Below are 23,009 nucleotides of genomic sequence, written 5' to 3'. Positions count from 1 at the left end.
GTCCCCGGGACGGGGCGGGTGGCGGGCGGCCCGGTGCCGTTTGCCGAGTTTGTGCTGCCCTGGTTCAATGCCAAGGCGGCGCAGGGCATGCGGGTGGCGCTGGTGACGCTGGTCGAGGTGGATGGCTCCTCGCCGCGCCCGCTGGGCAGCCAGATGGCGGTGGCCGAGGATGGCTCGGCCATCGGTAATATCACCGGGGGCTGCGCCGAAGCGGCCATCGTCACCGAGGCGCTGGTGGCGATCGAGGCGCAGAGCAATCGGCGCATTCGTTATGGCAAGGGTTCGCCCTATTTCGACATCCGGCTGCCCTGCGGCTCCGGCATCGAAATCTATATCAATGCGCGGATCGATCCCGAGCTGATCATGGCGGCGGCGGAGCGGCTGCAGGCCCGCCAGCCGGTGACGCTGGTGCAGGACACCAGGGCGCATCGCTCGTGGCTGGAAACCGGGCCCGTGGTTTCGCCTGAAGCGAAGGCGGAATACCGCAAGCATTACGAGCCGGCGCGCCGCATCGTGGCTATTGGCAAGGGCGCGATCCTGGGTTCGCTGTGCCAGCTGGGCGCCATGGCGGGGTTCGAGATCGTGGCGATTTCGACCGAGCCGGACCTGTTGGCGCAGATCGCGCCGCATTGTGCCGAGCAGGTGCATCTGAAATCGCCGCGCGATTTTGCCTATGCCGGGCTCGATCAATGGTCGGCGGCGGTATTGCTGTTTCACGAGCATGAATGGGAGCCGGCTATTCTGGGCAAGATCCTGGGCAGCCCGTGTTTCTATGTCGGGGCGCTGGGTAGCCGGCGGACGCATGCCAACCGCGTGCAGACGCTGGGGCATATGGGGTTTGCGGCCGACGATATCCTGCGCATCAGGGCGCCGGTCGGGCTGGATATCGGGGCGAGTTCGCCGCCGGAAATTGCCATCGCCATTCTGGGTGAGATCATTGCGGCGCGGCGCCGCGCGGAGCCGGCCAATGCCCTCGCTTGAAGCCATGGCCGGGGTGTTGCTGGCATCGGGCCTGTCGCGCCGCTTTGGCGCCAGCAAGCTGGTGGCGGAACTGGGCGGGCGGCCGCTGGCATTCTGGGCGATCGATTGCCTGGCGTCTGTGCCGCTGGCTGAGCGGAGCATGGTGCATGGACCCCACACCGATACCGAATTGCTCGACTATGCCCGGCACACGGGCCTGGCGCTGGTTGAAAACGCAGATGCGGCCCTGGGCATGGGGGGCTCGATTGCTGCCGGGTTTGGCGCGGTCAATGGCGTCAGCCATGCTTTCCTGGCGCTGGCGGACATGCCGTTTGTGCGGCCGGATGATTATCGGGCGCTGGCCTCGGCGCTGGAACAGGCGCCGGAAAAGTCCATTGCGGCGCCACTGTTCGAGGGGCGGCGCGGACATCCGGTGCTCTTCGCGCGCCAGCATTTTCCGGCGCTGCGCCTCCTGCAGGGGGACAAGGGCGGTGGCGCGATCATCAGGGCGAACGGCCCGGCCCTGGCGCAGGTGCGCAGCCGCAATCGCGGCGTGCTGATCGACATCGATACGCCAGCGGCTCTGGCGGAGGCGGAGGATTATGCGCTGGCACTGTCAGAATAGTCCGCCGGGAGCGAAGGCTTCGGGCAGGAAATCGGCGAAGGCCTTGACCGCCGGGCGCATGGTTTGCCGGCGCAGCCGCAGGCTCATCACATGAACCGGGGGCAGGGGCTCGACAATGGCGCGTGCCGCGACGCGGCTGCCGTCATAGGTGATCGAGGTGCCCGGCAGGGCATTGTGGATGGTGTAGCCGCGCCCATGCCCGACCAGCCCCCGGATCAGCTCATAGGATTTCGAGCGATAGACGATGAGCGGCATGATCGAGCAGGCCGAAAACAGGTTGAGGAAATATTCGCGCGAGTGCGGCAGATCGAGCAGGATGAATGGCTCGGCGGCGATTTCCTTGAGACTGATCTTGCGCTTGGACGCCAGCGGATGGTCGGCGGCGACCAGCAGATAGGGCGGCAGCTCGACCAGCGCCTCGCCGGTGATTTCGCTCGGCAGCGCATAGGCATAGGCGATGGCGATCTCCATGCGCCCCGACAGCAGGCCATCGACGATTTCCTGCTGGTTGCCCTCTTCGAGCCGCACGGTGATGCCGGGCGCGCGGCGGGAAAATTCCGACAGCAGGGCCGGCATGTAGCGCGTCGCCAGGGTGCCGAAACAGCCCACGGTGATCTCGCCGGTAATCGAGGAACCAAGCGAGGCGACCGAGCGCTCGAAGTCCTGAGAATGTTTCAGCAGCAGGCGTGCCTCATGCACGAAGCGCTGTCCCGCCGCCGTGAGGGTAATGCCCTTGGCATGGTGGCGCACGAAGATTTCCGTGCCCAGTTCGACCTCGGCTGCGGCAATGGCGCCGGAGATCGCGGGCTGGGAAATGCCCAGCTGGCGGGCGGCCTCGGTGACGCTCTGCGTCTCGGCGGCGGTCACGATGTAACGGAGCGAACGGAGAGAAAATAGCATCAGAAAATCCGATCCAAAAGAAAGGAGAATACTATTTTACTGATGTTGTGGATGTCATCAATATGTCTTTGGACCAGTGCTTGGAGGAGGACTGGGGAGAAAGCCGGCAGCCGAAGAATGCCCGCTTGCGGACTTTGGGAACGCAGCAAGCGTCACCCGCACCCGCTGGGCAACTTCGACCATTTTCGCACAATCCTGTCGCTGCCTGCAAAAACGCCGACAACTAAAACTGCATAAAAAAGCGCCGAATCTGTTTTGTTCGCTCCACGGACGTCGTTGAGTCGCGCGTTGGATTCGGCAAACCAACCACCACAAGGAACTAGGGGACATTTCCATGGGTAAGCCCAAATCATTCAAGATCGCCTGCGCCGGTATCGTCGCGCTCGGCCTGCTGACGGGGAGCGCCGTGGCGCAAACCTCGCTGCGCATGGCCGTCGAAACCTCGCCGGGCGATCCGCTGAACCTGATGCTGACCACATTCAAGGACGAGTTGGCGGCGACTGCCGGTGCCGATTTCGCCGTTGAGTTCTTCGAAGGCGGCTCGCTGGGAGACGAGACCGCACTCACCGAAATGCTGCGTGTCGACCGCGTGCAGGTGGTGCCGCTGGGCTCCGATATCGTGCAGATGGACCATCACTTCGCAGTGTTTGATGCGCCCTTCCTGTTCGACAACAAGGATGAAGCGCGTGCCGCCATCGATGGCGAGCTGGGCGACCTGCTGAAGGCAACGCTGCGCCAGCGGGCCAATCTGCATGTGCTGGGCTTTGGCGAACTGGGCTTCCGCTCGGTCTCCAACAATACCCGTCCGATCAATGTTCCGGCCGACCTGGCTGGCCTCAAGATCCGGACCCCGGGCAGCGAAACCCGCATCCTGGCCTTCGCCATGCTCGGCGCGGCGCCGACCCCGATGGCGCTTGGCGATGCCTATGTCGCCATGCGGCAGGGCGCCCTTGACGGGCAGGAAAACCCGCTCTCGGTGATCGAGGAGTTCTCGCTCTATGAAGTGCAGAAATACATTTCGCTGACCAACCACGTCTACAGCCCGATCACCCTGGCGATGAACGGCAAGACCTGGGACACGCTGAGTGACGAGCAGAAGGCCAAGGTGACCGCAGCGGCTGAAATTGCCGGCCAGAAGACCCGCGAACTCTCCGATGCCAAGGATGCCGAACTGGTGGCGTTCTTTGAATCCAAGGGCGTCGCCGTCAACTCTCCCGACATCGCGGCCTTCCAGGTCGCTGCCGAGCCGATCCATGCCGAGATCGCCAAGTTCGTAACGCCAGAATTCATGGCCCAGGTAAAAGCAATCGTACAATGACATCGACACTTCAGACCGGGCAGAGCGCACAGCGCTCTGCCTACCCAGACTTCGCTTATGACGGCAATGGCACCAAGGCTCGTATCGGGCTGATCTTCATGGCGTCCAGCATCGTCATGGAATCGGAAATGTGGGCCATGGCCGCCGAGGGCGTCGCCATCCATACCACGCGCATCAAGCTGCCCAAGGTGACTGTCGAGGGCATCGAGGAGATGATGAATGCGCCCGAACTCGAGCGGGCGGCGCAATTGCTGGGCTCGGCGCCGATCGATTTGCTGTGCTTTGGGGGCACCAGTGCCTCGTTCCTGCACGGCACGGCCTATGACCATGCGCTGATCGAAAAACTCAAGCGCTGGGCGCCGGGCCCCAAGATCAATACGGCGTCCACGGCGACGCTGGCCGCGCTCAAGGAAGTTGGCGCCGGCAAGGTGGCCTTGGCCACCCCCTATGTGGGCGAGATCCACCAGCGCGCCATTCGTTTTCTCGAAGAGAACGGGCATGGCGTGGTCAGCTCGCGCAACCTGTCGATCGATACCGACCAGGCCCTGGCCGAAGTGCCGCCCGAGCAGGTCTATGACCTGGTGAAGTCGGTGGATACGCCCGAAGCCAGCGCGATCTTCATCTCCTGCACCAATTTCTGGTCGGTGGCGGTGATCGAGGCGCTGGAAAAGGAGCTGGGCAAGCCGGTGATCTCGGCGGTGCAGGCCTCGTTCTGGCATGCGCTGGAGGTCCTAGACGTCAATGGCGCCAAGCCGGGCTATGGCTCGCTGTTCAAGCGGCGGCTGGCCGACCCGACCCCGGGAGGGACGAGATGAGCGAAGCCAGCAGCGCCGAACTGCTCCTGCATGACCACGAAATTCGGCCGCCGAACAAGGTTGTCGCCGCACTCAACTGGGTGGTGGAATCTTTAGCCATGCTGGTCATGGCGAGCCTGGCGGTCCTGGTCTTCGTCAATGCGTTCAGCCGCTATGCCTTCTCGATGCCGCTGCCCTGGACGGAGGAGGTGGTCATCTACCTCATGGTCTGGCTAACGGCGCTGGGGATCATCATGGCCGGTATGCGCCAGACATTGATCTGTTGCGACATCCTCACCGACCGGCTGCGGAGCAGCCGCCGGCGGGTCCTGGCGGTGCTGTCCGCCCTGCTTGGATCAGGCGTGATGTTCTACTGCGCCTGGCTGAGCTGGGAATATCTGATGGTCTTTGGCTGGGACAAATCGCCGGTGTTGCGGATGCCCAAGGGCATCGTCATTGCCGCGCTGTTCGCGGCCCTGCTCGGATTGGCCTGCACCCTTCTGGTGCCGATCTTCAAACGGAAGGCCTGACCATGCTTTTTCTCGCGCTCGCGGTCATCGTGACCCTCTGCGTTCTGGCGGTGCTGGGCATGCCCATCATCGTTGCGCTGGCCTCCTCGGTCATTGTCTTCCTGTTCGTCAGTGGCGGCTGGGAGCTGTCGCTGCCGCAGCAGGTGCTGACGGGCATCAGCGACTACATCCTGATCACCCTGCCGCTTTTCATCCTGGCGGGCGGGATCATGAATGCCAGCGATATCTCCGATCGCCTGTTCGACTTCGCCGCCGCCATTTTCGGCTGGCTGCGGGGTGGTCTGGCCCATGTCAATTCGCGGTCAGCCTGATGTTCGGCGGCATGATCGGCACTTCGGTGGCCGATCTGGCCGGCAGTGCCTCGATCATCATGCCCAAGATGAAGCAGGCCGGCTATCCCGGTCCGTTCGCGGCGGCATTGTCGGCGACGTCTTCGGGCATCGGCATCCTGGTGCCGCCGAGTTCGCCGATGATCCTGTATTCGGCAGTGACCGGCACCTCGCTGGGGGCGTTGTTCCTGGCGGGCGTGGTGCCGGGCCTGGTGCTGGCGGGCATGCTGATGACCACCGTCGCCATCCTGGCGCGGCGGCATGGCTGGCAGGCGATGCAGGGCTTTGCCTGGTCCGAATTGCTGCGGACGGGCAAGCGCGCCCTGCTGCCGATGGGTCTGCCAACGCTGATCGTCGGTGGGCTGGTGTTCGGCATCTTCACGCCGTCCGAAGCGGGTGCCTTCGCCGTGGCCTATGCCCTGGTGCTGGCAATGCTGGTCTATCGCACACTCAGTTTCAAACAGCTGCGCAAGGTGCTGGTGGAAGCCACGGTGCTGACCGGTGAAGTGATGCTGGTGGTGGGCTTCTCGGTGGCGCTCGGCTGGGCGCTTTCAGAAGCGCGGGTGCCGACGGCGCTGGCCGAACTGCTGCAGACCATCTTCCCGTTCGAATCGACCGTTCCGCAGATCATGCTCATGCTGCTGCTGGCGCTGATCGCAGGCATGATCCTGGATCCGCTGATCCCGATGATCATGCCGGTGCTGCTGCCCTCGCTGCTGGCTCTGGACATCGACCTGGTGCATTTCGGCATCCTGATGGTGGTGACCGTGGTGATCGGCCAGGTGACGCCGCCGGTGGCCCTCGCCCTGATCGTGGCGGCGCGAATAGGCAAGGAAGACATTATCGAGACGTTCAAGGCCAATACGCCCTTCCTGATCTCGATGGTCCTGTTCCTGATCCTGCTGATCTTCGTGCCGTCCATCGTTACCTGGCTGCCCAACCTGGTGATGTAGCGGCCCCTCCAAACTTATCGCCTGCCGGATCAAGCCGGCAGGCGCCCATTCCTAAACCGCCGGGCCGCACCGCCGCGCCTGAAGCGCGCACTCGTGCCCCGGCGTCAGAAAAAAACTAGGTGAATTCATGTCTTCATCCCCAAGCCTGATTTCCGAACCCGAGACGGCCGGCGCAATGGGCGCTCTGGTGTTCTATTCCGAGTTCGATGATCCGACCGAATGGTCGGATGCGCTCAAGGCCTGCCTGCCCGAGCTGGATGTGCGGGTCTATCCCGATGTTGGCAATCCCGATGATGTGCGTTACGTGCTGGCCTGGAAGCCGCCGGCGGGGTTTTTTGCGCCGTTCAAGAACCTGCAGCTGGTGGTCAATCTGGGGGCAGGGGTTGATTCACTGACCGGGCGCGATGATCTGCCCGAAGTGCCGATCTGCCGGCTTTCCGATCCCGGCATGGTGGCGCTGATGCGCAGCTATGTGACCTTTGCGGTGATCCGCTATGCCCGCGACATGCCCGATTTCGAGGCGGCCAAGCGGCGCAAGGAATGGCATTACATTCATCCCACGCCGCTCGATCGCATCAGGGTGGGTGTGCTGGGGCTCGGGGCGCTGGGTTCGGCCGTGGCGCGCGGACTGGCGGAGCAGGGTTTTGACGTGCGCGGCTGGGACCTGTCGCCCAAGGTGATCGAAGGCGTGACCACCGTGTCCGATCCGACCCAATGGGCGGGGTTCCTCGGCGACCTGGATATCCTGGTCAACATGATGCCGCTGACGGCGGGCACGCGGGGGCTGATCAATGCGGAGGTGTTCGCGGCGCTGACGCCTGGCACCAAATTCGTCAATGCATCGCGCGGCGATGTGGTCGATGAGCCGGCGCTGATTGCGGCGCTGCAATCGGGGCAGGTGGGCGCGGCGACGCTCGATGTGTTCATCAAGGAGCCGCTGGAGCCCAACCATCCCTTCTGGCAGATGGAGAATGTCTATATCACCCCGCATCTGGCGAGCATTACCGTGCCGACCAGCGCGGCCAAGGACGTCGCCGAGAGCATTCGGCGGGTGAATGGCGGCGGCGCGCCGCTGCATCAGATTTATCCCAAGGCGGGGTTCTAGGGGGCGGCGGTTACTTCGCGGAGGAAGGCCCCCTCACCCGCCCCGGAGAGGGGCGACCTCTCCCCGGAGGGGCGAGGTGAGAAGGGGCTCATAACAAACAAGCCGGAGACCGTGTGACGCGGTCTCCGGCTTTTGTTATTCGGCAGGACGCAGGTGGGCCGAGAGGTGCCAGATGGCATTGGCGTTGAGCGGGGTTTCCCGCACTTCGACGCCGAGCGCATTGGCGACGGCATTGCCGATGGCGGCGGCGGGGCCGATGGCACCGCCTTCGCCCAGGCCCTTGGCCCCGAGCGGGGTCAGCGGCGTCGGGGTCTCGAAGTGGTGGACTTCGATATTGGGAATTTCCGGCGCCAGCGGCATCAGGTAATCGGCAAAGCTGGTGGTCAGCGGTTGGCATTCCTCGTCATAGACGAAGTGCTCGAACATGGCCGAGCCAATGCCCTGCACCACGCCGCCGCGCACCTGGCCATCGACGACCAGCGGATTGAGAATGGTGCCGCAATCCTCGACCACGACGAAACGCTTCAGCTGCATCTTGCCGGTGGGGACATCGATCTCGACCACGGCGGCGTGGACGGCATTGGCATAGGTGCCATCGCGGGGACCATCCTGACGCTGTTCGGCTTCAAGGCCCGGCAGCATGCCGGGGGGGAGCTGATCGACATTGCGCAGGGCGGCGCGGGCCAGCTTGCTGATCGGGATGAAACGATCCTCGGCCGAGCGCATATAGGCCTGGCCATCGGCGAGTTCGATCTCGTCGGGGGTGGTCTGCATCAGGTGGGCGGCGATGGCCTTGAGTTTTTCGGCGATCTTGAGCGAGGCGACATGGACAGCGCCGCCACCCAACGCGCCGCCGCGGCTGCCCCAGGTGCCCACCGAATAGGGGGTGGTCAGGGTATCGCCGTGGCGGACATAGACGCTGCTGGGCAAGACGCCGAGCGCGTCGGCGGCGACCTGCGCCATGGTGGTTTCCAGGCCCTGGCCGTGGTTCTGCAGGCCCAGATCGATGGTGACGGTGCCATCGGGCGCCATCTCGACGCGGGCGGCGATATAGCCGGTTTCGATGGGGGTGCGGCGACGGGTGAAGTCGGGCGTGCCATGCGCGGTCTGCTCGATGAAGCAGGCAATGCCGACGCCGACGCGCGTGGTGTCGGAAGCGTGCGAAGCCTTGGCCGCCGCCACATCGTCGGCCAGCAGGGTCTGCATCAGCTCCAGTGACTCGGCATAGGAGCCGGGGTCATAGGTGAAGCCGAGCACGTTCTTGTAGGGGAACTCGCGGATGATGTTCTTGAGCCGGAACTCGAAGGGATCAAGACCCAGTTCGGCGGCGATGTCGTCCATCAGCCGTTCCTGGGAGAACACCGCCGAGGGCCGCGCCACGCCACGATAGGTGCCGATGGAGCATTTGTTGGTGGCCAGCGCCCGGAACGTGGCCTCATAGGCCTGAAAATCATAGGGGCCGGGCAGGACCTTACCGACCATGCCGGGTTCGCCGGCCGAGGTGAAGGGATAGGTCGAATAGGCGCCGTTATCGACCGAGATATCGGCCTTGAGGCCCAGCAGGCGCCCGTCGGCCGAGACATAGGCCTCGAGCGTATGCTCGTGGTCGCGCGCATGGATGCTGGCGATCAGGTGTTCGCGGCGATCCTCGATCCACTTGACCGGACGGCCGGTTTTCATCGCCAGCCAGGCGATCAGCACTTCATCGCCAAACACCTGGCCCTTGACGCCAAAGCCGCCGCCGACATCGGGGGCGACGACGCGAATGCGCGATTCCGGCAGGTCGAGTTCCTCGGAGATATAGGTGCGCACCAGATGCGGCATCTGGGTCGAGGACCAGACGGTCAGGACGCGATCGGCATTGTTGTAATGGGCGACGACGCCGCGACCTTCCATCGGCACGCCGGCCTGACGCTGGTTGCGATAGGTGCGCTTGATGATGTGGGCGGCGGCAGCCTTGGCGGCTTCGAGATCGCCACCCTTCATCTGGCGCTGGACGATGACATTGCTGTGCCAGCCATCGAAGAGCGGTGGGAGCGAGGCGTCGCGGGCCTGGGCCATGGTGCCGACCACGGGCAGGGGATCGCAATCGATGAACAGCTGCTCGGCGGCGTCCTCGGACTTATAGGCGTCCTCGGCCAATACGGCGGCGACGGCTTCGCCGACAAAGCGCACCTTGCCTTCGGCCAGTAGCGGCTGCTCGGAATATTGCATTTCAGGATAGTCCTGATGCGCCTTCATCGAGAGGCCGGCAGTGTCCTTGCCGGTGAAGACCCAGGTCGGATAATCGAGATCGGCGAGGCCGGAGGTGTCGATTTCCAGGATGGTGCCATGAGCGGTATGCGCACGGGCAAAGGTGCAGTGCAGCATGCCGGGCAGGCGGATATCGTCGATATAGCGGGCCGCGCCCGAGAGCAGGCGGACGTCCTCGAAGCGCTGGATGCGCGCGCCGATATGTTTTGGGCTATCTGCCTTCATGCTGCTGCCTCCGAACCAAGCTGGTCGCCAATGGCCTTGCGCACCGCCGAAACAATGCCGTGATAGCCGGTGCAGCGGCAGATATTGCCACTCATGGCCTCGCGGATTTCCTCATCGCTGGGCATGCGGCGCTGCGCCAGCATGGTGTCGACATAGGGCGCCAGGGTCATGATGAAGCCGGGGGTGCAATAGCCGCATTGCAGGCCGTGTTCGCTCTTGAACGCCTGCTGCAGGATATGGGTGGCGTCAGGCCCGCCCATGCTTTCGACGGTGGTGATCTCGACGTTCTCGCACTGCACGGCAAAGGTCAGGCAGGAGAGACGCGGCACGCCATCGATCTGCACGGTGCAGCAGCCGCAGGCACCGTGGGCGCAGCCGATATGGACGCCGGAGAGGTTGAAGTCATTGCGCAAAACGTCGGCCAGGAGGCGCCGCGGCTCGACATCGACGGTCTTGGCAGTGCCGTTCACGGCAAGGGTAATTTCGGTCATGCTGTTTCCAGTGCTTGCTGGCAGGCGCGCTCGATGGTGCGGCGGGTCAGTTCGCCGATGAGGTGTTTGCGATAGGCGGAGCTGCCGGAATGATCGCTGACCGGCTCGATGGTATTGGCGAAGCGGCGGCCGATGGCGGCGGCGTCGGGTGCGTCGAGTTGACGGCCGATCAGCAGGTTTTCGACCTCGCTGGCGCGGATCGGCACCAGCCTGGCGCCGCAGCAGACGACTGCCGCCCCGGTGATCTGGCGCCCGCTCCATTGCAGGGCGACGCCGACCGAAGCGATGGCAAAATCGCCGCGCCGTTCGCCCAATTCGATGAAAGCGCCGGTGGATTTGGCGGGGGGAATGGGGAATTCGACCGCAGTGACCATTTCGCCGGGTTGCAGCGCGGTGACATAGGCGCCGAGAAAGAAGTCGCGCGCCGCGATGCGCCGGTCGCCGCCGGTCGAGCTGGCGATGATGGTGGCATCATAGAGCAGGCATATTGCCGGCAGTTCGGCGGTGGGGTCGGCATGGGAAATGCTGCCGCCGATGGAGCCGTGATTGCGGATGGTCGGATGACCGATCCAGTGCACGGCTTCGAGGAAGGCCGGGAAGTGGGCCGCGATCAGGGGATCGCTGAGATAGCGGTGGTGACGCACCAGTGCGCCGACATGCAGCACATCGCCCCGGCGTTCGATGGCGGTAAGCGGCAGCGCGTTGATATCAACCAGGTGGGCGGGGCGCGCCAACCTGAGGTTCATCATCGGTACAAGACTCTGCCCACCCGCAAGGGGGCGGCCATCGTCACCGAATTCGGCCAACAGGGCCAGCGCGTGCGCCAGGTCCGTAGCCTTGTGATAGCCGAAGGAAGCTGGCCTCATCCGGTTCTGTCTCCTGCAATCCAAAAAACGGACTGGATCGCGCGCATAGGGGCGTGCTCCATCCTGCCTTGACGGTAAGTCAGCGGCATCTTGTATGCAATAAGAAAAACTTTGTAGACAAACGACGCTTTCGCGCATTACGGTGCGGGCAGTCACAGGAGGAAACTGCGCGACCCGAACTTTCTAGCGCAGCCTAGACGGAATGTGAGGTCTCCGCGATATGCGGGACCGGATCAGGGAGAGAGAAATGCAGGTATTCAAGACAGTCAGAACCTCGCTCGGCGCGAGTATTCTTGCCATCGGCGCGGTACTGCTGACGGCCGCTGCCCCCATGGCGGCTCCGGTGACGCTGAAAATGGTCGGCGCCTGGGCACACGGCTTCTCGCCGACCGCCGATGTGGGCAAAAACTTCATGGACAATGTCAATCGCCTCGGCGAAGGCGTGGTCAAGATTCAGTATATCGGCGCCGACGACGTGCTGCCGCCTTTCGATCAGCCCGAAGCGCTGGTCAATGGCGTGTTCGACGTGTGGTATGGCGCGCCGAACTATTGGGCTGGCGTGGTGCCGGGCGGCGATATCACCGAATTGTCGCCGTTCCAGACGCCCGACAATGGCCCGGGCTCCGATCTCTACAATTTCATGGTCGATCTCTATGCCGCCAAGGGCGTGCGTTATATCGGCCATGGCGCCGGCGATCTCGGGGTCGGGGTGCACTATCTGAGCACCAATTTCCCGGTGGCCAGTATCGACGATCTCAAGAGCATGAAGCTGCGTGTGGCGCCGCTGACCCGCCATTTCATCCAGGCCGCGGGCGCTGAATCGATCACCCTGCCGCCCAGCGAAATCTTTCTCGCCATGGATCGCGGTACGGTTGACGGTTTCAGCTGGCCGGTGGCTGACGCGTTCACCCGCTACGGCTGGCAGACGGTCACCAAATACATGATCGACCAGCCGATGTATCGCAGTGGCGCCAGCATCGCGATGAACCTGGACAAGTGGGACAGCCTGTCGCCCGAAGCCCAGGACATCCTGCTCAAGGCCATGGCGGAGACCCAGGAATGGACCCGTGGCTGGTTCGCGCAGAACCTTGAAGAGCAGACGACGCTGATGAAGGCAGCCGGCATGGAAGTGCTGTCGCTGACGCCTGAGGAATCGGCCCGCTGGACCAAGGTCGCCAATGACTCGCTGTGGGCGTATTACGCGACGGTACTCGACGCCGAGCATCTGGCTTCAATCAAAGCGCTGCTGACTGCCGAATAGGACAGCACGCTCCCGGGCGCCGGTCCCCTCGGCCGGCGTCCGGACCTTCTTCCAGTAACGCTCCAGCGGGCAGACGGGCTTCCGATGAAAGCACTTGGACAAATATTCGACTTCATTCTCAACGCGTTTGCCGTGGTCTCCGGCGTTATCCTGGTGACGATGATGCTCGCCACGGTCGTCAAGATCGGCATGCGCCTGTTCCTCAATCACGGCATTCTGGGCATCGATCAGATCAGTGGCGTGATGATGGTCTACATGACCTTCCTTGGTGCCGCCTGGGTGCTGCGCAATGACGGCCATGTCACCGTCGATATCGTTACTGGCGCACTGGCGGAAGGTCCGCGCCGGGTTGTCCTGATCATCGGCTCGCTGATCGGTGCTTTTGCCTGCCTGCTGGTCGCCTATTTCTCGGCCCAGACCGTAGCCATTTCCCTGGCGCGTGGCGTCATGGTGGCGGCGGAACTCGAAATCCCCCGCGCGGTCAATCTGGTCGTTATCCCTCTCGGCTCGTTTCTTCTGGGCATCGAGTTTATTCGCCGCGCCATGCGGTTCTATCGGGGTGACGTCGTCGCCTCCGAGCTACCCCGGATGGAGGCCTGATCGTCATGGAATGGTGGGCCTATCTCATCCTGTTTTTCTCGAGCCTGGCGTTTCTGATGATGACCGGCATGCCGGTGGCCATCGCTTTCCTTCTGGTCAACATGGTCGGCGTCTACTTCATGTGGGGCGGCACCGGCGGCTTCAACCAGCTGATCCTGAGCATCGACAGCTCGATCTCGACCTTCGTGCTGGTCCCGGTGCCGATGTTCATCCTGATGGGCGCCATCATGTTCCATGCTGGCATCGCCCAGCGGATGATCGCGGTGCTGGACCAGTGGCTGGGCTTCATCGCTGGCCGGCTGGCGGTCCTGGCAATCGGGGCTGGCGCCGTGCTGGGCACTTTGACCGGCGTGGCGATGGGCAGTGTCGCCATGCTGGGGTCGACCCTGACCCCGGAAATGGAGAAGCGCGGCTACGCCAAATCGATGTCGCTCGGCCCGATCCTGGCCAGCGGTGGCCTTGCCATCCTTATTCCGCCGAGCACGCTGGCCATCGTGCTGGCGAGCCTGGGTGGTTTCTCGGTCGCCAAGATCCTGATCGGCATCATCGTGCCCGGCATCATGCTGGCGGTGATGTGCATCGGCTACATCATCATCCGCTGCACGCTGCAGCCCGAAATTGCGCCGCTCTATGAGGTCAAGGCGGTGCCGATGCGCGAGAAGCTGCGCGACACCCTGTTCTATCTGGTGCCACCGGTTTCGATCGTCGTCATCATCATTGCCTGTATCTTCACCGGCGTTGCCACGCCGACGGAGGCGGCGGCCCTGGGCACCTTCCTGACTTTTATCCTGGCGATCCTCTATCGCAAGCTGAACGGGGAAGTGCTGGTCAAGGGCATCGGCTCGGCGACGCAATTGTCGATCATGATCCTGATCATCCTGACCGGATCGGCCGGGTTCAGCCAGTTGCTGGGCTTTTCGGGCGCCACGGCGGCGCTGACCGAACTGGCGACGGACTGGAACGTACATCCGATCGTGCTGGTCATCGTGATGCAGCTGATCGTGGTGTTCCTGGGCATGTTCATCGAGCAGACCTCGATCGTGCTGATCACCATTCCGATCTTCCTGCCGATCATCCAGGCGCTGGGGCTCGATCCGATCTGGTTCGGCATCATCATGATGGTGAACCTGGAAATGGCGACGATCACCCCGCCCTTCGGCCTGTCGCTGTTCGTGATGAAGGGCATCGCGCCCAGGAACACGACCATGGGCGATATTTACCGGGCCGCCCTGCCGTTCATCGTCATCAACCTGGTGCTGATCGGCCTGATGATCGCCTTCCCGTCCATCACCATGTGGCTCCCCAGCCTCATGCCGTAACGCTCAATGGTCGGGGCCCTCGCGGTCCCGGCCCCAGGCTGCGCTGTAACCCGATATTCCCCGTGGAGTGACTTTATGAGTGCCAATTCCCGCCAGGCCGTTCTCGATGTCATCGAGCAGAACCGCGACAAGGCGATTTCCTTCCTGCAGCAGATGGTTGCCATCCCCAGTGTGACCGGGGACGAGGCCGCCATCCAGAAGTTCGTCGGCGAATATCTCGACGCGCTCGGGCTGGAAGTCGACGTCTGGGAAACCGATTGGGAAAAGCTCAAGACGCATCCCGGCTATCGCCCGGTCGCACGCGGCTATGAAGGCCGCCCCAATATCGTGGCCACTCACAAGGGCACCGGCGGCGGCAAGTCGCTGCTGCTCAATGGCCATACCGACGTCATCCCGGTGGGCAATGGCGAAGGCTGGACCGACAGCCCCTGGTCGGCTTCGATCAAGGACGGCCGCATCTATGGCCGCGGTTCCTGCGACATGAAGAGCGGCGTTGCCAGCCATATCCTTGCCGTCGAATTCCTCAAGGCGGCGGGCGTCAAGCTCAAGGGCGACGTGCTGATCAACGTCGTCATCGACGAGGAAGTCAGTGGTCACGGCACGCTCGACACCGTGATGCGCGGCTACAAGGCCGATGCCGGCATTTCGGGCGAGACCAGCGACCTGCATGTGCAGCCTGCCTGTATCGGCCGCATCTGGTTCGAGATCGCCGTGCAGGGCAAGCCGGCAGGCATCCAGCAGCGCTATCTGGGCATCAGCGGCATCGAGCTTGGCAACAAGGTGGTCAAGGCAGTGCAGGAGCTGGAAGACCATCGCGTCGCCACCGTCAAGCATCCGCTCTACCCCAGCGCCATCGATTCACTGCCCTGCATTATCGGCAGTTTCCAGGCCGGCAATTATCCCAGCGCCTTCCCCGACAGTGCCCTGCTCAAGGGCAGCATCGGCACCGTGCCGGGCGAAGACCATGAGGGCGTCAAGCAGAGCCTCGTCGACAAGATCGCCGAAATGGCGGCGCAGGATCCGTGGATGAAGGACCATCCGCCGGTGGTGCGCTTCGTCGGCTATGACGCCCAGGCGTCCGAAATTCCGCACGATCATCCGATCGTCGACCTGGTGTCGAAGACCTATACCGAACTGACCGGCAAGCAACCCGTCATCAGTGGACGCCAGGGCGCCGCCGATACGCGCTTCCTCAATCTCTATGCCGATACCCCGACCGTGATCTTCGGGCCCGGCTCGACCGCCGTGATGCACTCCAATGACGAGTATGTCTCGATCGAGGACTACATCACCGCGATCAAGGTCATGGCGCTGTGCATCTACGATTGGTGCGGCGTCGAAGACTAGTTTTCAGCGCAGCCTGCTGCCTTTGCAGCGGGCTGCCGCCATCCAGACAAGGAATATCCCCATGGCCGAAATCAAGCAGAGCTTCACCGTCAACCACAATCGCAGCGTTGTCTGGGACATGTTCCAGGACCTGCCCAAAGTGGTGTCGTGCATTCCCGGCGCGTCGCTGAGCGAGCCGCCGGTGGATGGCGTGGCCAAGGGGCGGATTTCGGTCAAGCTGGGGCCGATCAAGGCCGATTTTGGCGGCGAAGCCAAGGTCGAGCCCAATCCGGCTGACTTTACCGGCACCATTACCGGCGCCGGTGTCGACAAGAACCAGAACTCGCGCGCCAAGGGCGTGGTGACCTATACGCTGATCGATCTCGATGGCGGCAAGCGCACGCAGGTCGACGTGGCGGTGGACTATGTCCTGTCTGGCGGGCTGGCCCAGTTTGCCCGGGGCGGCATAGTCGAGGCAGTGGCGGGGCAGATCATCTCGGATTTCACCGAGAACCTGGAAGCCGAAATCGAAGCAGCCAATCCGGCGCCGGTTGCGGCCGTGGCGGAAGCGCCGGCAGCGGGGACGAGTGCAGAGGCCGCTGCGGCTCCTGCGGCAGCCCCGGCACCCGCCAAGGCCAAGCCACGTGAACTCAACATGTTCGCGCTGCTTATGACGGTGCTGGGCAACAAGCTGCGGTCGCTGTTTGGCGGCAAGACGCAGCCGTGACCCAAGCAGGCGCGGGCCGAATGACCCGCGCCTGACTCTTTGGGGATGGACGTTGAGCGGACAGGGCTTGATCTGGCGGGTGTTTCTGGCTTTTTTATCCCCTCCAGGAGGATAGGATCATGAGTGAGCACCTGCATCAAAACCATCCGGCTATCGTCAAGCGGCTGAAGCGGGCCGAAGGGCATTTGCGCAGCATTATCGACATGATCGAGGGTGGGCGGGAATGCCTGGATATCGCCCAGCAATTGCATGCCGTGGAAAAGGCCATCGTGCAGGCCAAGCGGACGCTGATCCAGGATCACCTCGATCACTGTCTGGACGATGTGGTGGGACCGCTGACGCTGGAGAAGCGCCAGTCAGTCGACACGTTCAAGGAAATCACGCGGTACCTGTAGATCGGGGCCGCTCACTCACCATCCCGCCGAGGGGGCGGAAACAAGATGCTGCATGTTCTGGCTAACCGGACCTATCGCCACCTTTATATGGCGCAGGTCATCGCGCTGATCGGCACCGGGCTGTGTACCGTGGCGCTGGGCCTGCTGGCTTATGAACTGGCGGGGGTAAATGCCGGCATGGTGCTGGGTACGGCGCTGGCGATCAAGATGGTGGCCAATGTGGCTGTCGCTCCGGTTGCGGCCGCCTTTGCCGAGCGGGTGCCACGCCGGGCCATGCTGGTGACGCTGGACCTGATCCGGGCGGCGGTGGCGGTGGCGCTGCCCTTCGTCACCCAGATCTGGGAAGTGTTCGTGCTGATCTTCCTGCTGCAGGCGGCGTCGGCTTCGTTCACCCCGACCTTTCAGGCGACCATTCCCGATGTGCTGCCCGACGAGCGCGATTATACGCGGGCGCTGTCGCTGTCGCGGCTGGCCTATGACCTGGAAAGCGTGGTCAGCCCGATCCTGGCGGCGGCACTGCTAACGGTGATCAGCTTCCATGGCATTTTCGCCGGGACGGTGGTGGGATTTCTGGCCTCGGCGGCGTTTGTGGTCTCGGTGACGCTACCCAGCCCCAAGCCGACGGCGCCGCGCGGAATTTACGAGCGGACGACGCGGGGGATCCGCATTTATCTGGCGACGCCGCGGCTGCGTGGCTTGCTGGCGCTGAATTTCGGCGTGGCCTGTGCCGGGGCGATGGTGTTCGTCAACACGGTGCTGATCGTGCAGTCCGGGCTCGGGCTGGACCAGCAGGCGACGGCGTGGGCGCTGGCGGCATTCGGTGGTGGCTCGATCCTTGCCGCGCTGGCGCTGCCGCCGCTGCTGGACCGGTTTCCGGTGCGCAGGACGATGATGAGCGGCGCGGGGGTCCTGTGCGTGGCGCTGCTGGCCGGCGTGATGCTCGATGGCTATGGCCAGTTGCTGGCGCTGTGGTCCGTGTTCGGGCTGGGCTATTCGCTGGTGCTGACCCCGTCGGGGCAATTGTTGCGGCGCTCGTCGCATCCCGAAGACCGGCCGGCGCTGTTTGCGGCGCAGTTCGCGCTGTCGCACGCCTGCTGGCTGGCGACATATCCGCTTGCGGGCTGGCTCGGGGCGCTGATCGGGTTGCCGGCAAGCTTTATGGTGCTGGGGCTGGCGGCGGCTACGGCCATGGTGGTGGCGACGCTGTTTTGGCCGGTTGGCGATCCCGATGTGGTGACGCACACCCATTATGGGCTCGACCCCGACCATCCCCATCTGCATGACGCGGTGCCGGCCGGGCGGGGGCATCGGCATGCGCATGGCTTTGTGATCGACAATCACCACCCCGTCTGGCCGCGCTGATATTATCCGAGGCTGGCCTGCAAATGGGGGGGTCCTGCGGGGGCATCACCCGATGATCGAGGAGATGCCTCTAGCCCTCGAGATAGGCTGACTCGGGCAGGGCATTGGCGTGCTTGAGTTCGCGATTGGCGCGTTCCCAGAACAGGGGATGGACCAGGTCGAGGCGGGCGGTTTCCGGTGTCAGGTTGCTTTCGGCAGCGAGAGCCGGGTTGAGGTAGAGCAAAGTGTTCTGCTTGTACCAGGCGGGGATGGCCGCATCGGTCCAGATCGCCGGGCGGACGACGTCGAAGGGCTGATAGCCATGGGTGGCGAAGAGGCCGGCCCAGTAGGATTGCCATTGTTCGTTGAGGTGATTGACGCCGCCCTGGCCGGGGATGGCAGCGCCGAACAATACGGCTGGCGCCAGCGCCACCAGATCGGCGACGAAGCTTGGCGCGCGGGCGGGGCTCAGGTGCTCGGCCACTTCCAGCGACATGGCGAGATCGACGCGCGGACCGGTGAAGGGCTGTTCGAGATCGTGCGGCTGGAAGGCGATGCGCGGATCGTCCAGCATTTCGGTTTTCACCCAATCGCCTTCGATGCCGAAAGCATCCGTAGCGCCGCTGGCGAGACCGGCGGCCAGCCAGGTGCCGGTGCCGCAGCCGATATCGGCAAGGGAGGCGCGGGGCAGGAAATCCGGCAGGGTGGCGAGGATGGTCGTGGCGGCATGGGCCGTCTGGGCGCGCCGATTTTCATAGAAGCCGGGAGGATAGACGGACGCGGTCATGGCGGTTCCTGCTGTGATTGCAGACCCTTATAGGGCAGTCGCGAAATCGCGGCAAAGTGTGCTTCACAATCGGGGAACTTCAGCGGGGTGTGGCCGTTCATCGCTGCAGCGTCCTACCTATCACTGGAGCAAACAAATGGCTGAAGACAAATCCCTGAACGATCTGTTTCTCGATACCGTCAAGGACATCTATTTTGCCGAACGGCAAATCCTGAAAGCCCTGCCGAAAATGGCCAAGGCGGCGCAATCGCCTGACCTCAAGGCCGGCTTTGAACAGCATATGGCCGAAACCGAAGGCCATGTTGATCGCCTGGAACAGGTGTTCGAGCTGCTGGGGAAAGCCCCGCGCGGCAAGACCTGCGACGCGATCCTGGGCATTCTCGAAGAAGGCAAGTCGATCATGGACGACTTCAAGGGCACGGCTGCGCTTGATGCCGGGCTGGTATCGGCGGCGCAGGCTGTCGAGCATTACGAAATTGCCCGCTACGGCACGCTCAAAAGCTGGGCTGAGCAATTGGGCATGACCGAAGCCGTCGCGCTGTTCGACGCCACGCTCAAGGAAGAGGTGGCGACCGACAACAAGCTCTCGCAATTGGCGGTCGCCGACGCCAATCGCAAGGCAGCATGACGGAAGGTTGCGCGACCCCAGGCGAGCCAGAATGGGGTCGTAGCCAGCGAACCATCTTATGTACAAGAACACGGCTTTGGCCGAGATGATCCGAAATACAGCCTATTTCCTGTGGGAGCAGGATGGGCGTCCAGAGGGGCGGAGCTTCGACTACTGGCTCCGCGCCAAGGACATGCACCTGCGCCAGATCGCCTATGACAAGTGGCTGGCGGAAGGGGCGCCGCCGGATCGAGCCGAAGCGCATTGGCGCGATGCTGCCGGTGAGATCGACAACAATCAATGAGAAACGGGCCCGTACGGGCCCGTTTTGGTATGGATCGAATGCTGGGATAGCCTGAGCCCTGCGAGCCCGGCCTTCGCCGGGGCAGGCTCCGCTCATCAGTCCTTGGCGCGCTCGACGTAGGAATTGTCTTCGGTGAGGATGACGATGCGGGTGCCGACGCCGATATGGGGCGGAACCATGACCTTGAGGCCATTGTTGAGCACGGCGGGCTTGTAGGACGAGGAGGCCGTCTGGCCCTTCACTACGGGCTCGGTCTCGACGATCTCAAAGGTCAGGCGCTGCGGCAGTTCCATGGCAATTGCATTGCCTTCAAAGGTCTTGAGATAGACCTTCATGCCGTCGGTCAGATAGGCCTTCTGATCGCCGATCACGTCATCGTGGACGGTGATCTGCTCGTAGCTGACCGGCTCCATGAAGTGGTGGCCTTCGCCGTCGGAATAGAGATAGTCATATTCGCGCTCATCGACATCGGCCTTTTCGACCATTTCGACGGTGCGCCAGCGACCAACCACCTTCACGCCATCCGACATGCGGCGCATGTTGACGTTGGTGATGGAGTTGCCCTTGCCGGGGTGGACGTTTTCCGCCGTCAGAATGACGTGCAGATTGCCGTCCTGCTCGACAACATTGCCTTTGCGCAGCGACGAGGCGATGACCTTGACCATGAATTCTTCCTTGTTCGATCAGTAGACGCGTCGTAGAGGCAGGGCCGTCGCGACGCCAGAATAGCGGTTTCGTGCGCCAACTACCCTAGTTCTGGGAAAATCTCCAGCCCGACCGTCATAAAGGTCACCGGCGCATCGTGGGTTCATCGTGATGAGCAGCCATTCCAAGAGCGAAAAATCCCCGTGGTGGATGCCCAGTATCCATGCCGACCGCCGGCCGATCCTGTTGGCGCGCAATCGTGTCGAGGCGGCGTTGCGCGGTTACCTGGCGAGGGAAGATTTTTTGCTGGTCGATCCGCCGGGGCTGCAGCGCTCGCCGGGCAATGAGACGCATCTGCATGCCTTTGCCACCACGGCCATCGGCAATGATGGGCTGGGGCAGACGATGTATCTGCACACCTCGCCCGAATTCACCATGAAGAAGCTGCTGGCGGCGGGGGAGCGGCGGATTGCCAGCCTTGGCCATGTCTGGCGCAATCGCGAGCGCGGGCCGCTGCACCATCCCGAATTCACCATGCTGGAATGGTATCGGGTGGAGGAGCCCTATGAGGCGATCATGGCCGATTGCCTTGCGATGATCCGGCTGGCAGCGGAGACGGTGGGCACGCAGAAGCTGCGCTATCGCGACCGCGAAGCCGATGCGTTTGCCGAGGCGGAGCGGCTGAGCGTGGTCGACGCATTCATGCGCTATGGGCAGATCGACCTGCTGGCGACGATGGATGCCGAGGGGCGCACCGATGGCGAGGCACTGGCGGCGCAGATGGCGGCTGTGGGGATCGACGTGCCGGAGGATCGGACCTGGTCCTACCTGTTCAGCCGGGTGCTGGTGGAAAAGATCGAGCCCAATCTGGGGCTGGGGCGGGTGACGATCCTTGATCGCTATCCGGCGGCTGAGGCGGCTTTGGCGCGGCGGGCGAGCGATGACCGGCGGATGTCCGAGCGGTTCGAGCTTTATGCCTGCGGGGTGGAATTGGCCAATGGCTTTGGCGAGCTGACCGATCCGGACGAGCAACGCCGCCGTTTCGCCATTGAAATGGACGAGAAGCAGCGGCTCTATGATGAGCGCTATCCGCTGGACGAGGACTTCCTGCGGGCGCTCGAACTGATGCCGCCGGCGAGCGGCGTGGCGCTGGGCTTTGACCGGCTGGTGATGCTGGCGACGGGCGCGCCGCGGATTGACCAGGTGATCTGGGCGCCGGTGGCGGAATGAGTGCGGAATGAGTGACGTGATCAACACGGGCCACAGCACCCCCACCCTGGCCCTCCCCTCAAGGGGGAGGGGACGATCCGCCCAGTCTTTAAAGACCGTGGAGAGCCTTGTTGAGGCGGGACTGGTACCGGAAGCCAGCGGTCTCGACGCCGTTGCGCAGAAATATGCGATTGCGATAACGCCGACGATTGCGGCGCTGATTGACCCTAGCGATCCCAATGATCCGATTGCGCGCCAGTTCGTGCCGGAGCTGGCGGAGCTGGTGACGACGCCGGACGAACGGGCCGATCCGATTGGCGATCTGACCCATAGTCCGGTCGAGGGGATCGTGCATCGCTATCCCGACCGGGTGCTGCTGAAGGCGGTGCATGTCTGCCCGGTCTATTGCCGGTTCTGCTTTCGCCGCGAAATGGTGGGACCACAGGGGCTGGGTACGCTGGCGCCGGCGGCAATGGACGCGGCCTTTGCCTATATCGCGGCGCATGAGGAAATCTGGGAAGTGATCCTGACCGGCGGCGATCCGCTGGTGCTGTCGCCGCGCCGGCTGAGCGCGATCATGGAGCGGCTGGCGGATATTGCGCATGTGAAGGTCGTGCGGTTTCATACCCGGGTGCCGGTGGTGGAGCCGGAGCGGGTGGATAGCGCATTGATCGCGGCGCTCAAGGCCAGCGGCAAGACGACGTATTTGGCGCTGCATGCCAATCACCCGCGCGAATTGACCGGCGCGGCGAGCGGCGCGATCGCGCGGCTGGTGGATGCGGGCGTGGTGATGCTCAGCCAATCGGTGCTGCTCAAGGGCGTCAATGACGATGTCGAGACACTGGCGGCGCTGATGCGCGGCTTTGTCGAGAACCGGGTGAAGCCCTATTACCTGCATCATCCGGACCTGGCACCGGGCACCAGCCATTTCCGCATCGGCATTGCCGAGGGGCAGGCGCTGGTGGCGGCGCTGCGGGGGCGGATTTCGGGGCTGTGCCAGCCGACCTATATCCTCGATATTCCCGGCGGGCACGGCAAGGCCGATATCGGCGCCTCCAGCATTGCCGCCAATGGTGACGGCTGCTTCAGCGTCCGCGACTTCCGCGGCGTCGAACACCGGTATCCGCCGGAGGTTTAGG

25 protein-coding genes are annotated in these 23,009 nt (G+C 63.5%); 19 read left to right on the top strand and 6 right to left on the bottom strand.

Annotated features, from left to right (window positions below):
• Positions 1-18 precede the first annotated feature (18 nt).
• Positions 19-981, top strand: coding sequence for an XdhC family protein (locus BUA69_RS06080; RefSeq protein ID WP_046133484.1), 963 nt, complete (start codon positions 19-21; stop codon positions 979-981).
• Positions 968-1,585 (top strand): nucleotidyltransferase family protein, encoded by a 618-nt coding sequence (locus BUA69_RS06075; RefSeq protein WP_046133485.1) that lies wholly within the window; start codon positions 968-970, stop codon positions 1,583-1,585. The genes BUA69_RS06080 and BUA69_RS06075 overlap by 14 nt, the downstream gene beginning before the upstream one ends.
• Here BUA69_RS06075 and BUA69_RS06070 read toward each other — a convergent pair.
• Entirely contained in the window at positions 1,577-2,485 is a 909-nt protein-coding gene (locus BUA69_RS06070; protein ID WP_046133486.1) for a LysR family transcriptional regulator, read from the bottom strand. The two genes, BUA69_RS06075 and BUA69_RS06070, sit on opposite strands and share 9 nt — an antisense overlap.
• A 334-nt stretch (positions 2,486-2,819) precedes the next feature.
• Here BUA69_RS06070 and BUA69_RS06065 point away from each other — a divergent pair, with 334 nt between their 5' ends.
• The 6 genes from BUA69_RS06065 to BUA69_RS06045 all read left to right on the top strand — a co-directional run bounded on the left by BUA69_RS06065 (position 2,820) and on the right by BUA69_RS06045 (position 7,514).
• Positions 2,820-3,803: a TRAP transporter substrate-binding protein gene (locus BUA69_RS06065; RefSeq protein ID WP_046133487.1), complete on the top strand. Its 984-nt coding sequence runs from the start codon at positions 2,820-2,822 to the stop codon at positions 3,801-3,803.
• Complete coding sequence (locus BUA69_RS06060; RefSeq protein WP_046133488.1) at positions 3,800-4,618, top strand: maleate cis-trans isomerase family protein; 819 nt, start codon at positions 3,800-3,802, stop codon at positions 4,616-4,618. The genes BUA69_RS06065 and BUA69_RS06060 overlap by 4 nt, the downstream gene beginning before the upstream one ends.
• Positions 4,615-5,127, top strand: a complete 513-nt coding sequence (locus BUA69_RS06055) for a TRAP transporter small permease (protein WP_046133489.1) — start codon at positions 4,615-4,617, stop codon at positions 5,125-5,127. The genes BUA69_RS06060 and BUA69_RS06055 overlap by 4 nt, the downstream gene beginning before the upstream one ends.
• Before the next feature lie 2 nt (positions 5,128-5,129).
• On the top strand, positions 5,130-5,438 hold the full coding sequence (locus BUA69_RS21405; RefSeq protein ID WP_280136793.1) for a TRAP transporter large permease subunit: 309 nt from the start codon (positions 5,130-5,132) through the stop codon (positions 5,436-5,438).
• A complete protein-coding gene (locus tag BUA69_RS06050) occupies positions 5,438-6,409 on the top strand; it encodes a TRAP transporter large permease (RefSeq protein ID WP_280136794.1) in 972 nt (323 codons plus the stop codon). Before BUA69_RS21405 ends, BUA69_RS06050 begins: the two co-directional genes overlap by 1 nt.
• 127 nt (positions 6,410-6,536) lie before the next feature.
• Entirely contained in the window at positions 6,537-7,514 is a 978-nt protein-coding gene (locus tag BUA69_RS06045; protein WP_244468675.1) for a 2-hydroxyacid dehydrogenase, read from the top strand.
• A 135-nt stretch (positions 7,515-7,649) separates the two neighbouring features.
• Here BUA69_RS06045 and BUA69_RS06040 read toward each other — a convergent pair whose 3' ends face one another.
• Genes BUA69_RS06040 through BUA69_RS06030 form a run of 3 tightly spaced genes read right to left on the bottom strand, consistent with a single transcriptional unit; the run spans position 7,650 to position 11,349 of the window.
• Positions 7,650-9,992: a xanthine dehydrogenase family protein molybdopterin-binding subunit gene (locus BUA69_RS06040; RefSeq protein WP_046133491.1), complete on the bottom strand. Its 2,343-nt coding sequence runs from the start codon at positions 9,990-9,992 to the stop codon at positions 7,650-7,652.
• Positions 9,989-10,483 carry a (2Fe-2S)-binding protein gene (locus BUA69_RS06035; protein ID WP_046133492.1) on the bottom strand — a complete coding sequence of 165 codons (495 nt, stop codon included), beginning with the start codon at positions 10,481-10,483 and terminating at the stop codon, positions 9,989-9,991. Before BUA69_RS06035 ends, BUA69_RS06040 begins: the two co-directional genes overlap by 4 nt.
• A complete protein-coding gene (locus BUA69_RS06030) occupies positions 10,480-11,349 on the bottom strand; it encodes an FAD binding domain-containing protein (protein WP_046133493.1) in 870 nt (289 codons plus the stop codon). Before BUA69_RS06030 ends, BUA69_RS06035 begins: the two co-directional genes overlap by 4 nt.
• 247 nt (positions 11,350-11,596) lie before the next feature.
• On the opposite strand from BUA69_RS06030, the gene dctP reads away from it, so the two are divergent.
• The 7 genes from dctP (at position 11,597) to BUA69_RS05995 (ending at position 18,339) form a co-directional block, all read left to right on the top strand.
• Positions 11,597-12,610 (top strand): TRAP transporter substrate-binding protein DctP, encoded by a 1,014-nt coding sequence (dctP, locus tag BUA69_RS06025; RefSeq protein ID WP_046133494.1) that lies wholly within the window; start codon positions 11,597-11,599, stop codon positions 12,608-12,610.
• 84 nt (positions 12,611-12,694) lie between these two features.
• Positions 12,695-13,210: a TRAP transporter small permease gene (locus BUA69_RS06020; protein ID WP_052950313.1), complete on the top strand. Its 516-nt coding sequence runs from the start codon at positions 12,695-12,697 to the stop codon at positions 13,208-13,210.
• Positions 13,211-13,215: 5 nt separating this feature from the next.
• On the top strand, positions 13,216-14,529 hold the full coding sequence (locus BUA69_RS06015) for a TRAP transporter large permease (RefSeq protein WP_046133495.1): 1,314 nt from the start codon (positions 13,216-13,218) through the stop codon (positions 14,527-14,529).
• A 75-nt stretch (positions 14,530-14,604) separates the two neighbouring features.
• Complete coding sequence (locus BUA69_RS06010) at positions 14,605-15,876, top strand: ArgE/DapE family deacylase (RefSeq protein ID WP_046133496.1); 1,272 nt, start codon at positions 14,605-14,607, stop codon at positions 15,874-15,876.
• A 61-nt stretch (positions 15,877-15,937) separates the two neighbouring features.
• A complete protein-coding gene (locus tag BUA69_RS06005; protein ID WP_046133497.1) occupies positions 15,938-16,582 on the top strand; it encodes an SRPBCC family protein in 645 nt (214 codons plus the stop codon).
• A gap of 119 nt (positions 16,583-16,701) precedes the next feature.
• The gene (locus tag BUA69_RS06000) at positions 16,702-16,977 is read left to right on the top strand and encodes a metal-sensing transcriptional repressor (RefSeq protein ID WP_046133498.1); all 276 of its coding nucleotides are present in this window, start codon (positions 16,702-16,704) and stop codon (positions 16,975-16,977) included.
• A 45-nt stretch (positions 16,978-17,022) separates the two neighbouring features.
• A complete protein-coding gene (locus BUA69_RS05995) occupies positions 17,023-18,339 on the top strand; it encodes an MFS transporter (RefSeq protein WP_046133499.1) in 1,317 nt (438 codons plus the stop codon).
• Positions 18,340-18,409: 70 nt separating this feature from the next.
• On the opposite strand, the gene BUA69_RS05990 is transcribed toward BUA69_RS05995, so the two are convergent.
• Positions 18,410-19,105 carry a class I SAM-dependent methyltransferase gene (locus BUA69_RS05990; RefSeq protein ID WP_052950314.1) on the bottom strand — a complete coding sequence of 232 codons (696 nt, stop codon included), beginning with the start codon at positions 19,103-19,105 and terminating at the stop codon, positions 18,410-18,412.
• A 136-nt stretch (positions 19,106-19,241) separates the two neighbouring features.
• Between BUA69_RS05990 and BUA69_RS05985 the strand changes: the two genes are divergently transcribed.
• Together BUA69_RS05985 and BUA69_RS05980 are read left to right on the top strand one after the other, a co-directional pair.
• Positions 19,242-19,733 carry a YciE/YciF ferroxidase family protein gene (locus BUA69_RS05985; protein WP_046133500.1) on the top strand — a complete coding sequence of 164 codons (492 nt, stop codon included), beginning with the start codon at positions 19,242-19,244 and terminating at the stop codon, positions 19,731-19,733.
• 58 nt (positions 19,734-19,791) lie between these two features.
• On the top strand, positions 19,792-20,016 hold the full coding sequence (locus tag BUA69_RS05980; RefSeq protein WP_046133501.1) for a DUF2934 domain-containing protein: 225 nt from the start codon (positions 19,792-19,794) through the stop codon (positions 20,014-20,016).
• Positions 20,017-20,111: 95 nt separating this feature from the next.
• Here BUA69_RS05980 and efp read toward each other — a convergent pair whose 3' ends face one another.
• On the bottom strand, positions 20,112-20,681 hold the full coding sequence (gene efp, locus BUA69_RS05975; protein ID WP_046133502.1) for an elongation factor P: 570 nt from the start codon (positions 20,679-20,681) through the stop codon (positions 20,112-20,114).
• 151 nt (positions 20,682-20,832) lie between these two features.
• Here efp and epmA point away from each other — a divergent pair, with 151 nt between their 5' ends.
• Positions 20,833-21,891, top strand: coding sequence for an EF-P lysine aminoacylase EpmA (epmA, locus tag BUA69_RS05970; RefSeq protein ID WP_046133503.1), 1,059 nt, complete (start codon positions 20,833-20,835; stop codon positions 21,889-21,891).
• 7 nt (positions 21,892-21,898) lie between these two features.
• The gene (locus BUA69_RS05965; protein ID WP_082093667.1) at positions 21,899-23,008 is read left to right on the top strand and encodes a lysine-2,3-aminomutase-like protein; all 1,110 of its coding nucleotides are present in this window, start codon (positions 21,899-21,901) and stop codon (positions 23,006-23,008) included.
• The last annotated feature ends 1 nt before the right edge of the window (position 23,009 follow it).

The sequence above is a fragment of the Devosia limi DSM 17137 genome, assembly GCF_900128975.1.
Taxonomy (GTDB): Bacteria; Pseudomonadota; Alphaproteobacteria; order Rhizobiales; family Devosiaceae; genus Devosia; species Devosia limi.
The sequence above is the reverse complement of the archived record's forward strand: the minus strand, read 5'-3'. Positions and strand labels throughout refer to the sequence as shown.